This window comes from Psychromonas ossibalaenae ATCC BAA-1528, assembly GCF_000381745.1.
GTDB lineage: Bacteria > Pseudomonadota > Gammaproteobacteria > Enterobacterales > Psychromonadaceae > Psychromonas > Psychromonas ossibalaenae.
The window spans coordinates 1-14,987 of record NZ_KB907049.1; the positions used below are offsets into that span (position 1 = coordinate 1).

General features: G+C 41.2%; 12 protein-coding genes. 4 read left to right on the forward strand and 8 right to left on the reverse strand.

All coding sequences use genetic code 11. The features are described from left to right. Positions 1-491: 491 nt before the first annotated feature. The 3 genes from G327_RS0123010 to G327_RS0123020 all read right to left on the reverse strand — a co-directional run bounded on the left by G327_RS0123010 (position 492) and on the right by G327_RS0123020 (position 4,775). A complete protein-coding gene (locus G327_RS0123010; protein WP_019617164.1) occupies positions 492-3,389 on the reverse strand; it encodes an HD domain-containing phosphohydrolase in 2,898 nt (965 codons plus the stop codon). 174 nt (positions 3,390-3,563) lie between these two features. Further along, a complete protein-coding gene (gene crp, locus G327_RS0123015) occupies positions 3,564-4,202 on the reverse strand; it encodes a cAMP-activated global transcriptional regulator CRP (protein ID WP_019617165.1) in 639 nt (212 codons plus the stop codon). A gap of 330 nt (positions 4,203-4,532) precedes the next feature. Beyond that, the gene (locus tag G327_RS0123020; RefSeq protein WP_019617166.1) at positions 4,533-4,775 is read right to left on the reverse strand and encodes a YheU family protein; all 243 of its coding nucleotides are present in this window, start codon (positions 4,773-4,775) and stop codon (positions 4,533-4,535) included. A gap of 74 nt (positions 4,776-4,849) precedes the next feature. Between G327_RS0123020 and can the strand changes: the two genes are divergently transcribed. Together can and G327_RS0123030 are read left to right on the forward strand one after the other, a co-directional pair. Further along, the gene (gene can, locus G327_RS0123025) at positions 4,850-5,479 is read left to right on the forward strand and encodes a carbonate dehydratase (RefSeq protein ID WP_019617167.1); all 630 of its coding nucleotides are present in this window, start codon (positions 4,850-4,852) and stop codon (positions 5,477-5,479) included. A gap of 86 nt (positions 5,480-5,565) precedes the next feature. Continuing rightward, positions 5,566-5,871, forward strand: a complete 306-nt coding sequence (locus G327_RS0123030) for a c-type cytochrome (protein WP_019617168.1) — start codon at positions 5,566-5,568, stop codon at positions 5,869-5,871. 200 nt (positions 5,872-6,071) lie between these two features. Here the strand turns inward: G327_RS0123030 and G327_RS0123035 are convergent, their stop codons facing one another. The 5 genes from G327_RS0123035 to G327_RS0123055 all read right to left on the reverse strand — a co-directional run bounded on the left by G327_RS0123035 (position 6,072) and on the right by G327_RS0123055 (position 11,565). Then, entirely contained in the window at positions 6,072-6,674 is a 603-nt protein-coding gene (locus tag G327_RS0123035) for a peroxiredoxin C (RefSeq protein ID WP_019617169.1), read from the reverse strand. Between the two features lie 189 nt (positions 6,675-6,863). Further along, the gene (gene menB / locus G327_RS0123040) at positions 6,864-7,706 is read right to left on the reverse strand and encodes a 1,4-dihydroxy-2-naphthoyl-CoA synthase (protein ID WP_019617170.1); all 843 of its coding nucleotides are present in this window, start codon (positions 7,704-7,706) and stop codon (positions 6,864-6,866) included. A gap of 41 nt (positions 7,707-7,747) precedes the next feature. Then, entirely contained in the window at positions 7,748-8,527 is a 780-nt protein-coding gene (gene menH / locus G327_RS0123045) for a 2-succinyl-6-hydroxy-2,4-cyclohexadiene-1-carboxylate synthase (RefSeq protein WP_019617171.1), read from the reverse strand. Beyond that, positions 8,514-10,253, reverse strand: coding sequence for a 2-succinyl-5-enolpyruvyl-6-hydroxy-3-cyclohexene-1-carboxylic-acid synthase (gene menD / locus G327_RS0123050; protein WP_019617172.1), 1,740 nt, complete (start codon positions 10,251-10,253; stop codon positions 8,514-8,516). The genes menH and menD overlap by 14 nt, the downstream gene beginning before the upstream one ends. A 13-nt stretch (positions 10,254-10,266) precedes the next feature. Beyond that, positions 10,267-11,565 carry an isochorismate synthase gene (locus tag G327_RS0123055; protein ID WP_019617173.1) on the reverse strand — a complete coding sequence of 433 codons (1,299 nt, stop codon included), beginning with the start codon at positions 11,563-11,565 and terminating at the stop codon, positions 10,267-10,269. 144 nt (positions 11,566-11,709) lie between these two features. On the opposite strand from G327_RS0123055, the gene menA reads away from it, so the two are divergent. After that, the gene (menA, locus tag G327_RS0123060) at positions 11,710-12,633 is read left to right on the forward strand and encodes a 1,4-dihydroxy-2-naphthoate octaprenyltransferase (protein ID WP_019617174.1); all 924 of its coding nucleotides are present in this window, start codon (positions 11,710-11,712) and stop codon (positions 12,631-12,633) included. A 222-nt stretch (positions 12,634-12,855) separates the two neighbouring features. Beyond that, on the forward strand, positions 12,856-14,949 hold the full coding sequence (gene fusA / locus G327_RS0123065; RefSeq protein ID WP_019617175.1) for an elongation factor G: 2,094 nt from the start codon (positions 12,856-12,858) through the stop codon (positions 14,947-14,949). Positions 14,950-14,987 lie beyond the last annotated feature (38 nt).

Below are 14,987 nucleotides of genomic sequence, written 5' to 3' on the forward strand. Positions count from 1 at the left end.
ATACCATTCCGCTTAATAAAGTGATCAGAGTTTGCGCAGGAAAAATAGTTAAGGTCAAGGCGCGCGATTGAGTGCAACACAGGCATTCGCTATTTTAACCAGCAAAAATGACCAGATACTTAGGCGGATTGGCACGAGCTGGTGAGCTCTGCGAGCCCTAAGCATCTTGTTTCCTTGAACTTTGTTCAAGGGACTGCAATACAAAATGGTCTCCCCATATGAGAGTAGGGCGAGTATCGCGACAGCGATGTGTCACGATCGGGTGAGCTCTGCGAACCCTGTTTCATCACCACAAAGTCGCACAAGCTAAGCAATTAAATCCATAATAATCCCTGTTGACTACGTCAGCATATTTTTTTGTTTTAGCGCTTCTCGTCATGACCGACTCGTATAAGAGAAATGAGCAGTTGCGACGCTCTGCAAACCCTGACCACTGCCAAGTTTGTAATCTATAAGCAGCCGATAAAAATAGTCGACTATTCATATCTGCATCATTCATCAAGATAAACAGAAAGATCAACTTCATCGATCTGTTCTTCGAGAAGATACTGCTGGGCATATTGTAAATAGGTACCCGAGCTTAAAAACAATTTAAAGATCTGCTCATCTATGTGTTTGTCTTTTACCATGAAACTCATTATCTTGATTGACTGGCTCAATGTTTTACGTTCTTTATAAGGCCGGTCAGAGGCAGTCAGTGCTTCAAAAATATCTGCAATCACCATCATGCGCGCAGTTACCGGTAGTTCCTGAGCTGGAACTGCACGAGGGTAACCCGTTCCGTCAATTTTCTCATGGTGGCCGCCGGCTATAAGCGGAACATTTTCTAAATGCTTAGGGAAGGGGAGCTGCGATAACATAACTATGGTGTGGACCATATGGCCGTTAATCACAAACCTGTCTTCATCGGTTAATGTGCCGCGCTGGATGGAAAGATTATACAGCTCGCCGCGGTTGAAGCGGTACTGCGGGGTGTTCATATTAAATCCCCAGGGATTTCCCGGTGCTGTCAACTCTGCATGTTCACGTTTTATCAGGTGCTCTGATCTGTCGGATAAAAGCGGCTCTTCGATAGGAAGATGTTTCTGTACTTGTTCATGACGTAATTTTTCCTGACGGGAAATACCTAGTTTATTATCTAATGTTCTTGTCCAGGTACGCTGTGCAATCTTATTTAAACGTTGAATTTTGTCATTGGACATAAGCTCACCACCAATATTACATTCGGCAACAAATTCAAATTCTTCATCCAAAGTCGCTAATAATACCGCCCTGTGCTTATCTAACTGCGATTTATTCTGTCCTTCAGCTAACCCTTTCCAGTAACTACTGTTAGCCTGCTGTTTTAATAATTCAAAACGCATCCTTACTTCGTGAATCCTATCGTAGATGGTTTCTAGTTTTGTTGCTTTATCAACGATATATTCGGGAGTGACTATTTTTCCGCAGTCATGCAGCCAGGCTGCAATATGAAGTTCTTCCCATTGTTCATCATTTAAAGAAAAATCTTTAAACTGCCCGTCTTCTTGTCGGCAGGCCGCTTGAGTTAACATTTTAGTTAATTCTGGAACTCGCGCGCAATGTCCGCCTGTATAAGCTGACTGGCTATCGATTGCACCGGCAATGAGGTGAATAAAACTCTGCAGCAGAGATTTCTGTTCGGCAAGTAACAGCTGGGCTTCTACCGCTAAGGCAGAAAAACTGGCAATAGCCTGGATAAAGCTTTGTTTACCCTGCGCATTTAATTCCTGATGATCATTGATGACGGCCAGCATACCTAGACATTTTCCTGACCTGTTAGTCAGAGGTAATAACTGCCAGGTTAATGAGTCTACATTGCTGAAAAACTTCCGCAGATACGGATAAAACTCTTCGGGTAACGGTGTGCTTGAAACATCCTTATTTTGTTTTAAGCTCAGTACCGTAAGCTCCTGTTCAGTAAAATCGACAGTTTTCAACTGAGTGTTTAGCTGATTATTCTGCGTGTCGGTCAATTCAGAAAGGTTTGTAAAAGCTGCATTAAGTTTATTCGATTTATCTGCTAATAATATTACAGCACCTTTAGCATGACTTAAGGAGATCGTTTCATGGGTTATTTTTTCTAACAGCTGCTGAAAGCTCTGTTTGCCGACTAACGAGGCCGACAAATCCTGGAAGTTACTGATGGTCTCTTTCATATCACTGGTTACTGTGACTAATTCATTTATCTCTTTAATAAGAGTGCGGGTTTTTATCGGCCTGGAAAAGTCGAAGTTTTTGATAAATTTTAATTCTTTGGTAAGACTGCGAATGGGAGAGGTTAATATTTTTGAAAAATACCAGGCAATAGGCAGGGTGAGTAAAATAATCAGCAGTGTAATCAGCGTGGTTTCGAAACGAAGCTGGTACGCATCTGCGAGCAGTTCATCGACGGGCACTAACTGAGCTAAGTAGAAATCGTCGTTTCCCCGCAAACGGCTGACTTTGCCTAACCACTGTCGGCCGTTATAGATGAATTGTATGCTGTTGTGCTGATTTTTATAATGCTCAAAGACATACTGTAAAACCGGATGTTCCATTTCGGAAATCAATTTTAAGCGGTCTAGTTTTCCCGATCTAGAAAGCAGACTTTTTTTATTCTGATAAGCAATGACCTGTCCGCTTTTATTAAAAATAATCTGTTGAGAGTTAGGAGATGACTGGAACTCTTTTAATAGGTCAGATAAGTCGCTTACAGTGTAATCTGCACCAATAACAGCCCCGTGGTTCGGATTGTATTTTGCCATAGTAATGCCAAGTTCCTGACTCGAATAAAAAACATAAGCATCTGTTGTGGTTATTTGTGAAGACTTTTGTGCTTCTATATACCAGGGACGGGATTTAGTCTCTAGCTGATAACTCGGATCCTTAACCTTCAGGGTAAGCACTAGGTTCTGATCGTAAAAGTAATGTTCAGCTTTGCCGTTGTTAAGCTGGGTGAGCATATAACGGCTCTGTGCTGGAGCATTAAATATTTGTACATACTCTCCTGAATCAATTTTTCTAAATAGAAAAAAATCGTCGTTAGAGTAGGCGATAAACAATGCTTTGATACTTTCACTGCCGTCAAGCATCTCTTTTAACTGTGCGGTTGTTGACTGTTTTTGTTTTAGTTTACTGCTTTCTGTTAATTCAGAGGACGCTAAAATCTTAAGCATTGTTCGAGTGTACAAACTTTCAGTTAACACTTTTTTTTCAAGCTTTTCGTTTGCTTCATTAAAAATCAACTTGCCAGAATTAATGATTGACCGGCTTAGCTGGTTGTAACTGTACCAGCCGACTAGTGAACTGGAGAATAGAATCAGTACAGTAAATAATGTTGTAATATGGAAGTGTAATGTAAATCTATGTTTAACTTGAGTTTCCGACATATCTTATATCCTTTAAGAATCGCATCTTTAATTTGATAGGAACTAAGTCGTATAGAAATATTACAGCAGTATGATAAATAAGTGATATTTAAATCGAGGAGCAGATCTCTATTTTGAATTTTAGGTACAAAAAAACCGCAGTTAAGCGGTTTTTAAAGAGGTGCGGTGGTTAACTTATCGGGTACCAAATACCACAATAGTTTTACCGTGAGCCGAGATAAGACCTTGCTCTTCAAGCATTTTAAGGATTCGGCCGACGGTCTCACGAGAACAGCCGACAATCTGGCCGATCTCCTGACGAGTGATTTTAATCTGCATACCGTCCGGGTGTGTCATTGCATCCGGTTGTTTAGCAAGGTCTAGTAATGTATTTGCAATACGACCCGTAACGTCTAAGAATGCTAAGTTGCCTACTTTCTGGCTGGTAATCTGTAAACGGTTAGCCATCTGGCTGGATAAACGCATTAAGATTTCAGGGTTTACAGTGATCAGCTGGTTGAATTTTTTATAAGAAATTTCAGCTACTTCACATGGCGTTTTAGCTTTTACAGATGCGCTGCGAATTGGGTTTTCTTCTTTTTCAAATAAGCCTAACTCACCGATAAAATCACCCTGGTTCAGGTAGGATAAGATCATCTCTTTACCATCTTCATCTTTGATCACAACTGCTACCGAGCCTTTTACAATAAAGTAAAGTGTATCGGCTTTTTCTCCGGCGTGGATAAGCATACTTTTAGCTGGGTATTTATGCGTATGACAGTGTGATAAAAACCATTCTAATGTTGGATCTGTTTGAGGTTTGGTAATGATCATAAATTTCCCTTAAGTAGGTATTGAATAGCTAATAGGCTATCTCTTGTTGTTATTTTTTCAACACGAGTTGATGGCAATGCAGCCACCGTTAGTACACTTAATTGTATCTCTTTTTATGTGCCGTCGATAATATTTATGCTGTTATGTTATTAAAGAAATTAGATCTTTGTCATAAAGCTCAATTATTTTCTAGTTTGCTTGATTATTTTATTATGAATTTGGTCTAGCCCTTTTATTTTTTCGGGCTGTTGACCTTTATTGTATTTTCTTCAATAAATTGTTTTCTGTCCGTAAGGCGGAAATTATTATGCACAGACATATAAAATATCCCTAATGGTCTGTTAAGTTATGCTGCTGGGCCTTAAGCTGGTCTCGATGAATGAGAGTGACGCTTTCTGACAATTCGGAATAGAGGATCACCACACTGCCTTCTTTTAACTGCTCTAGTACTTTTGTGCTTTTTTCAGGTAAAGAGATCTCCTGTTCTCCGTAGTCGGTCCCTTCACGTAGTATAAAATACTCGATTAAGTTATGTAATGTATCTGCATCTAGATCCTGATATGGTATAAGCATAAATATTTCCAAAGTGAGTGGTAAAGACATTATTCTTTATTGGCACAAACAGCACAATAGACGAAGGATCAAGAGTGAGTTTATTAGACGATTTATTAAAGAATAATGAAGAGTGGGCGACAAAAATAAGTCGTGAAGATCCGACTTTTTTTTCACAGTTAGCAGATCAGCAGTCACCAGATTATTTATGGATCGGCTGTTCAGACAGCCGTGTTCCTGCAATCCAGTTATTAGGAATGATGCCGGGTGATATATTTGTACACCGCAATATCGCTAACTTAGTGGTTCACACTGATTTAAGCTGTATGTCAGTTATTAAATACGCAGTAGATGTGTTAAAAGTAAAACATATTATTGTCACCGGGCATTATGACTGCGGCGGCATTAAAGCCGCGATGCAGAAGCAGTCCTTTGATCTGATCGACGGCTGGCTGCGTAATATTAAAGATATCTATGTTAAATACAGTGATACTTTTTCTGATGAGATGACTGATAAGCAGCGGTTAGATTATTTAACAGAGCTTAATGTGGTTGAACAGGCCAAAAATGTCTGCCATACCACCTGTGTGCAGGAAGCCTGGTCGAAAGGACAGGAGCTGACGGTTCATGGGCTTGTCTATTCAGTGGAAGACGGGCGTTTAAAAGATCTTAAAATGAATTTTGATAATCTGGATAAGATCAATGATCTTTACCATATTCGCTGAACTCTCATTCTATTCATTTTTTTATGCACGGTGATACATAACTCTTTACAATGACTCAATGCTTACACGGAATGGAAGGAATTATTATGAAAAAGTTATTACTCGTATCGTTATTATTGACGCTGCCAACGATGGCCTCTGCGGCCGATATCGAAGCAGGTAAAGCTAAATCAGTGGTATGTGCTGCTTGTCATGGAGCAGACGGAGTTTCTGCTGTGCCTATTTACCCTAACTTAAAGGGTCAGCATGAAGCTTACATTGTTTCTTCACTGAAGGCTTATAAATCCGGACAGCGCCAGGGCGGCATGTCTGCAATCATGGTGCCTCAGGCGACGATGCTGTCTGATACGGACATGGCTAATATCGCAGCTTATTATTCTTCACTAAAATAATAACAGGTTAAATCCGCAGTATATTTATGAGCTACTATCATCAATAGAAAAACACTATCAGTGATAGTGTTTTTTTTTGAGCTCGATAATATTACCTCTAATCTTACCTCGTACTATCAGATACAAAAACGACCTCTAAAAAGAGGCCGTCTTATTCTTAGTTAACCGACAGGGGAGAGCGAGTTAACTGAAGTCTTTTATTACAGGTCGTCTGAATGCTCAGATAAGTACTTAGCAACACCTTCTGTAGAAGCATCCATACCGGCTTTATCTTTAGCCCATTGTGCAGGACAAACTTCACCGTGCTCTTCATGGAACTGCAGTGCATCAACCATACGTAACATTTCATCAATGTTACGACCAAGTGGAAGGTCGTTTACTACCTGATGGCGAACTAGACCATTCTTGTCGATTAAGAATGAACCACGTAGTGCTACACCCGCTTCTTCTAATTCAACATCGTATGCTTTACAGATTTCATGTTTAACATCGGCAACTAGCGGGTACTGAACGGCACCAATACCACCATCGTTGATAGCTGTGTTACGCCATGCGTTATGCGAGAATTGTGAATCAATTGAAATACCGATAACTTCAACGCCGCGAGCCTGGAAATCACCAAAACGCTTGTCGAATGCGATTAACTCTGAAGGACATACAAAAGTAAAATCAAGAGGGTAGAAAAAGATAACGGCTTCTTTACCTTGAGTGAACTCTTTAAGGTTAAAGCTGTCTACGATTTCGCCATTACCTAGTACTGCTGATGCAGTGAAGTCAGGAGCTTGCTTGCCTACTAATACCATGAGATTTTCCTCTTAAATAAGAATAAGTTAATAACACTGTGGTCTGCTATTTTATGTTTATAGCATGCGGGAAATTATAGACAGAATCGAATTGTTTATACCAATTAAATTGATAGTTTTTGTCTATCGAGATAGAAGATAAGAGCAAATCTAGGGTGACAGGGCTGTCACCCGTAATTATTATTTTAGTTAAGGGTTGCGGCCGAATTTGGAAAAGTCTGGTTTACGCTTTTCATTAAATGCGTTGCGCCCTTCCTGTCCTTCTTCACTCATATAAAACAGCATAGTGGCATTACCGGCTAATTCCTGCAGGCCTGCCTGTCCGTCACAGTCTGCATTTAGGGCCGCTTTTAAGCAGCGTAGAGCCATCGGGCTGTTCTGCAGAATTTCACGGCACCATTTAACCGTTTCTTTTTCTAAATCTACAAGCGGCACAACGGTATTGACCAGCCCCATATCAACGGCTTCCTGTGCATCATACATGCGGCATAAAAACCAGATTTCACGGGCTTTTTTCTGGCCGACAATACGCGCCATATAACTTGCTCCCCAGCCGCCGTCAAAGGATCCCACTTTAGGTCCGGTTTGACCAAACTGCGCATTATCCGCCGCAATAGTTAAATCACACATCATATGTAATACATGACCGCCGCCGACGGCGTAACCTGCAACCATTGCAATGACAGGCTTAGGACAGGTGCGGATCTGGCGTTGAAAATCTAATACGTTAAGGTGATGCCCACCGGTTTCATCTTTGTAGCCTGAATCGCCGCGAACACTTTGATCTCCGCCGGAACAAAATGCTAAATCTCCTGCGCCGGTAAGAATAATGACACCGATTTTATCGTCGTAACGAGCGTCATGCAGTGCCTGGATCATTTCATTAACGGTTTGCGGGCGAAAGGCATTTCTAACCTGCGGACGGTTAATGGTGATTTTAGCAATGCCGTCTGCTTTATCATAAATAATATCAGTAAAGTTTAATTCACTTGTTTGCCAGGTAATCGGCGCGTAAAAATCTAAGTCAGCCATCTGTTTCTCTTCTTATTATTAGTCGGTTTATTGTTAGAAAGTTATTCACTAAAGTGCTGTTGAATAAACTTTGCGTATTGTAACGGTTCCTGCTGATGAAGGTTATGACCTAAACCAGAAAATTCTGTTACCTGAATATTTGCTGCTGTAAAGTGAGTACTTAGCTGTTTAAATTTTTTATCCTTTTCACCAAAACAGTAATAAACAGGCAGGCTGCAGCTGTGCATAAACGGCAGTGCATCACTTTGTTTAGCGAGGCTTGTTGAAAGCAGCATATTAGCTAAGCAGACGCCGTAATTATGGCTGCGCTTATCAATCACGAGATCTTTCTGCTCAGAGGAAAGATCACTGAAAATATCCTGTTCATACCATTCGTATAAACTGTCAATAACACTTTGTGTGGCAAAACGTTTTGCCCATTTCAGGTCATGCTTATAACGCTGTTCTTTTTCGCTTTCACTGACTAAACCACTATGACAGGACTCCAGCAGCAGAGCTTTGATTTTTATATCGTTTTGGCTACGCGCATAATCAAGTGCGATTCTTCCGCCAAGTGAATAGCCAATCAGTACATATTCCTGCAGCGCCAGATCATCCAGTGCATTTTTAATCAAACGGTGACAGCTTGCAAACCCATCCTGTAGAGGGCTTACCGTGGTGACTGAATGACCGTGTCCGGGCAGATCCAGACTGATACAGTAAAAGTTGTTTTTCAGCCGCTCGATGGTTTCATACCAGTCCCGGTGACTGCCTAAAAAACCATGTAAAAAAACTAAAGCCGGATGATCCGGATTCCCTTGGGTTTGACTAAAAAGTGGCATTTTTTATCTGCTCTTTAAGTAATGCAAGTTGACTGTTAGTTTGGTTGTTTTCGACACAAATCTCAATTAATGACACTGAGTTTTCTAAGGCTTTCTGGTAATACTCTTCAAATTCATCAAGTTGAGCTGGTCGATAATAATCGATAGAAAACTGTTTACAGCTGTCTGCAAAGTTCAGACCATGTGGAAGCTGATAATAGCTCTGCTTCTGTGCTTCTGGTACGGCTAGGAGATTAAATATTGCACCGCCGTCATTGTTGATAACAATAATAATAACGGGGCTGTTAAGCTGTTTTAATAAAGCTAAAGAATTTAAATCATAAAGAAAGGAAGTATCCCCGATTAACAGTGTGGTAACTTCACTGCTGCCTATATTGATACCCGCCGTGGTTGCCGTCAGGCCGTCAATGCCGCTTGCGCCGCGGTTAGTGAAGACCAGAGACTGATTTTTTTTCATAAACATGTCTGCGATCCGCACCGGCATGCTGTTGCCGATAAAAAAAGGCTTATCGGCAGGCAGTAATTTATCTAAGCGGTACACAACGGATATCTCAGAGAGAGAATTCTTATCGAAGAACGGTGTTATGATCTGCTCTGACAGCTGCTGATTATATTCTTCAAGTCTTATCAGCCAGTTTTTATCTATTGAGGAAAGTGGTTTCCTTTGTACTTGAAGCCATTCACCTGCATTCACTGTAAAGCGTTTATTTAAGCGGTGACTGGGATCAATACGTCTGTTACCTTCTTGGACTAACCAGTACTGTCCGGCAAATTGGTCAATAAACTGACTTAGACGTTTTGAGATAAGTTGATCACCAAACTGCAGGATGATATCTGCTTGTTGTAGTTCTTTCTGGAAAGAGGAATCTGATAGTAATAGATCATAATAACAAAGATTATTTTTACTGCCGCTTAGTGATGACTGAATATCAGTAAACAACGGATAGTTAAAATCTTGTGCAAACTGGGTAATCTGCAGCGCTTGAGTTTTATCTTTTAAGCGCCCGGCAACTATTAATACTTTTTTATCTGCAAGTGATGATTCGAAATCCGCTTTGCGGCTTTGCCCGGTTATATAGCTGCTGAAAGGTCGCTCGGTATTTAACCATTGACTCAGGGGGGATAAATACGCCCGATAATCAGTGATCTTATTATCGGGGTATAAAGGCTCACAAAAAGCGAGATTAAAATGGATCGGTGCAGGATGTTCTTTCTGCTTAGCCAGACCTTGATCAAGCGTTGTTAATAGATAATTAGGTTTAATCTGCTCTGTCGGGCTTGGTATCTGCGCAAAGAAGCTCGGGTAATCAGAAAACAGGCCGTGCTGATTGATTGCCTGATTAGCGCCGCAGTTTATTAACTGCGGCGGTCTGTCTGCCGATAATATAATTAACGGTACTTCGCTCTGTTTAGCTTCAATGACCGCAGAATAAAGATTGGCGGCGGCAGTACCTGATGTGGTGATGATAACGACAGGTTTATGAGTGGCTAAACTAATGCCTAAAGCTAGAAAGCCTAAACCGCGCTCATCAAAATGCATATGGCAGGCGGCTTTTTTATGATTGGCGGCAGCCAGTGTTAGAGGCGTTGAGCGTGAACCCGGTGCAATGCAGAAATCAGTAATACCATTGCGTACCAGTTCCTCAATAAAAAGCGCCGCCCATAACAGGTTAATATTTGAATACCGGGTAGTAAACTTGGAATCTTTTTTAAATGATCCTCTCATACTTGTTAAATCCTCAGGCAGATAAAATATTTAAGATGGTATTTATTTTGTTATCTAACTCCTGCCACTCCTGACTTGCGATCGAGCCGGTTACAATGCCGGCACCGGCAAATAACTTTACATGGTCGCCGGCAACTAGCGCGGTGCGGATAGCTACGCTGAAATCACTTTTCTGCTTACTGATATAACCAACGGCGCCGGCATACCAGCCGCGCAGGTAGGGCTCTTTATCATTGATAAACTGCAGGGCAGGTAATTTGGGGGAGCCTCCTACAGCAGGTGTCGGGTGAAGTTTATATAATAAATCTGCATCACAGGTGTCCGTATCTAATGTCGCATTTATCGGTACGCATAAATGTTGTACATGCTGCAGCTGCATCACGTGAGGCTCTTCGCAGCTGACCTGTGCTTTTAAGCGTTTAAGGTTGGCGATAATAAACTCCTGGACCAGATAGTTTTCACGATCAATTTTTTTATCGGTTAAAAGACTCTGTAATAAGATGCTGTCTTCTCTGTCATTACGTCCGCGATTAACCGTACCGGCTAGAGCTTCGGTTTTAAGCTGGTCATTTTCGCGAGAGAATAGACGCTCCGGCGAGCAGCCGATAAAAGCATGCTTTTCTGAAAACTGAAAACTAAAATGAAAGCTGTTCGGGTTAGCGCTCTGCCAGCTGCTGAGAAGATCCCAGTGGTTAACTGTTTGTTTGCAGATCAGTTCTGTTTGACGAGATAATACCACTTTAGGTAATAACGCTTTATATTCAATGGCTAAATCAACCAGCTCGGCCCATTGTGTTTGGTCAGGCAGCTCAGTGCGTGAGACAATCTGGTTATTAACACTATTAATGGAAAGTGGCGTCTGCAGCTGCTTGACCAATGCGATGGTTTCTTCAATATTATTCTGCCCGTTAAAGTGACAGGTTAGAGTAAGGTTTTCTTTATGGCGCTTAAATTCCAGTGTAGGACGGATAAAGCGCACCGCCGGAAAGTCATGCCACTGCGGACCATGCTGTTGAAAAGCCAGGCCGCCAAAATAACGGGCTTGATCTTCGGGTAAAGGAATACTTTCTTTTTCGTCTATGGAGCCGAAGCAGGCAATTGTTTCCTGTTGTTCTTTGTCCTGCCAGTAAATAGCAGGAAAAATAGGGGTATCGGCGGCTGACTGACCTTTTAATAAACTTAATAAATTTAAGGCGGGCAGCGAAATATCGAGATTGAACCTTGGCTTGTTACCTTGTTTTTCTGCAAACTGTTGTAATTGCTCGGTAATAAAATTAATCATCGATTTATAAATAGGTTTTTTTACAGGCATAGGCTGCTTATATATTTATAGATTTAGGTTTGCTAATGTAACGCGAAAATAATCATATTCCTAGTGGCATCGCGAAACTACTTGAGGATATATATTGAAGTCGTTTATATAAATAACACAATCAATCATTGTTTAGGATTTTACGTGAATCAAATTAAAGTTTGGATAAGCGCCCTGCGTTTACGCACATTACCGCTGGCGGCTTCTTCAATTATCTTAGGTGCGGGTTTAGCTGTTCAGGCACAAATATTTGATCTGCTGATTTTTGTTTTGTCACTTATCACCGCCTTGTTATTACAAATATTATCTAACCTTGCTAATGACTATGGTGATGCCGTCAGTGGTGCTGACAATAAAAAGCGTGTCGGACCTAAGCGCTCCATGCAGACTGGCTTGATCAGTCGTTCGAGTATGAAAAAAGCGATTGTTGGAGCGACTGTTTTATGTTTTATCTCTGGCATTTGTTTACTCGCGGCTGCATTAGGTTCGGATCTGAACAGCTGGTTACTCTTTTTACTGTTTGGTGTGCTGTCTGTTGCCGCTGCTATTACCTATACCATGGGAAGGTTGCCCTATGGTTACCGGGCCATGGGGGACCTGGCGGTATTTATCTTCTTTGGTTTATTAGGAGTCGCAGGCAGTTATTACCTTTATGCTTTGACCTTCAGCTGGTGGCTGCTGCTGCCGGCATGCAGTGTTGGTATGTTATCTGCCGCGGTTTTAAATATTAATAACATTCGCGATATGTATACGGATAAAGAATCCAATAAAACCACGTTAGTGGTTATATGGGGAAGGAAAGCTGCTTTTATATATCATCTGTTCCTGGTTTTATGTGCACCTTTATTAGCTGCTGTTTATTTGTTTAATATTGAAAATGTTCAGGTCTGGCAGTTTATGTTTCTGCTGACCTTAAGTCCGCTGCTTAAGAGCTGCTTGTCTTTATATGAAGCGATTTTCTCTGATCTTCGTGATGGGGAACTGTTTAATAGAGAGTTAAAAAATACTGCTTTAAGTACTTTTGTATTTTGTATTTTATTTGCACTGGTATTAATCCCTGCTAATTAGAAGGGAATTTTCTGTTCTAAAAATGAGCAGAGCCGAATATTTTGAACCTATTTTTCGACGAAACCATGAATAATTGATGTTTTTTTAAAAATCAATCGAAATAATGGTGAAAAAAACGACATATTTTCTATTTATTGTTAATTCTGTGTTCTGTTTAACGGTAAAAATTGTATAATGCGCCGGGAATATTGATTTCAATTTTTTACATACAGAGTATAAAAAATGACAGATTTAACTAAATACAGAAATATTGGTATTTTCGCGCACGTTGATGCGGGTAAAACCACAACTACAGAGCGTATCCTGAAACTTACTGGTCAGATCCACAAAACTGGTGAAGTACATGATGGCGAATCTACAACTGACTTCATGGAACAGGAAGCTGAGCGCGGTATTACTATCCAGTCTGCTGCTGTAACTTGTTTCTGGGATAACCACCGTTTTAACGTTATCGATACTCCTGGACACGTTGACTTTACAGTTGAAGTATACCGTTCACTTAAAGTACTTGATGGTGGTATCGGTGTATTCTGTGGTTCTGGTGGTGTTGAACCACAATCAGAAACTAACTGGCGTTACGCGAATGACTCAGAAGTTGCACGTATTATCTTCGTAAACAAATTAGACCGCATGGGTGCTGATTTCTACCGCGTTGTTAAGCAGACTGAAACTGTACTAGCTGCTAACCCGCTAGTAATGGTACTTCCAATCGGTATCGAAGAAGATTTCGTTGGTGTTGTAGATCTTCTAACTCGTAAAGCATACGTTTGGGACGAAACTGGTCTTCCAGAAAACTATAAAGTTGAAGATGTTCCTGCGGACATGGTTGATAAAGTAGAAGAATACCGTGAAATGCTGCTTGATACTGCACTTGAGCAGGACGACGATCTTCTTGAAGCATACATGGAAGGCGAAGAGCCGTCTCTAGAAGAAATCAAACGTTGTATCCGTAAAGGTACACGTACAATGGATTTCTTCCCGACTTACTGTGGTTCTGCATTCAAAAACAAAGGTATCCAGCTTATCCTTGATGCTGTTGTTGATTACCTGCCTTGTCCTACAGATGTTGATCCGCAGCCTCTTACAGATGAAGAAGGTGAACCTACTGGCCGTGTAGCAACTGTTTCTGCTGAAGAATCTCTTAAAGCATTAGCATTCAAAATCACAGATGACCGTTTCGGTTCATTGACTTTCGTTCGTATCTACTCAGGTACACTTAAGAAAGGCGATACGATCATGAACGCTGCTACAGGTAAAACTGAGCGTGTTGGCCGTATGTGTGAAATGCAGGCAGATGACCGTAACGAGCTTACTTCAGCACAAGCGGGTGATATCATCGCTATCGTTGGTATGAAGACTAACGTTCAAACTGGTCACACATTATGTGATCCAAAAGATCCAATCATCCTGGAAGCAATGGTATTCCCTGAGCCGGTAATCTCTATCTCTGTTCAACCAAAAGATAAAGGTTCAACTGAGAAAATGGGTATTGCGATTGGTAAAATGGTTGCAGAAGATCCGACTTTCCGCGTTGAAACTGATGAAGATTCAGGTGAAACAATCCTGTCTGGTATGGGTGAACTTCACCTAGATATCAAAGTAGATATCCTTAAGCGTACATACGGCGTTGACCTAGTTGTTGGTGAACCTCAGGTTGCTTACCGTGAAACAATCACACAAGCAATTGAAGATTCTTACACGCATAAGAAACAGTCTGGTGGTTCTGGTCAGTTCGGTAAAATCGATTACCGTATTAAGCCTGGTGAACCTGGTACTGGTTTTGCGTTCACATCAACAGTTGTTGGTGGTAACGTACCGAAAGAATTCTTCCCGGCTATCGAGAAAGGTTTTGCTGGTATGATGGATACTGGTGTACTAGCTGGTTTCCCTGTACTTGACGTTGAAATCGAACTTTATGATGGTGGTTTCCACGCCGTAGATTCATCTGCAGTAGCATTTGAATTAGCAGCACGTGGTGCATTCCGTCAGTCTATCCCTAAAGCGGGTGCACAGCTTCTAGAGCCGATCATGTCTGTAGACGTGTTTACTCCAGATGATCACGTTGGTGATGTTATCGGTGACCTTAACCGTCGTCGCGGTATGATCGCAGGTCAAGAAGCTGGTGCTACTGGTGTTCGTATTAAAGCTGACGTACCTCTTTCAGAAATGTTTGGTTACATCGGTTCTCTACGTACAATGACTTCAGGCCGTGGTCAGTTCTCTATGGAGTTCAAAAACTACATGCCTTGTCCTAACTCAGTTGCAGAAGCTGTAATCGAGAAAGTTAAAGAAGAAAAAGCAGCTGCTAAGAAATAATATTTCTTAATTAGCGAATTCTTTTAAAGCCCTTGTTA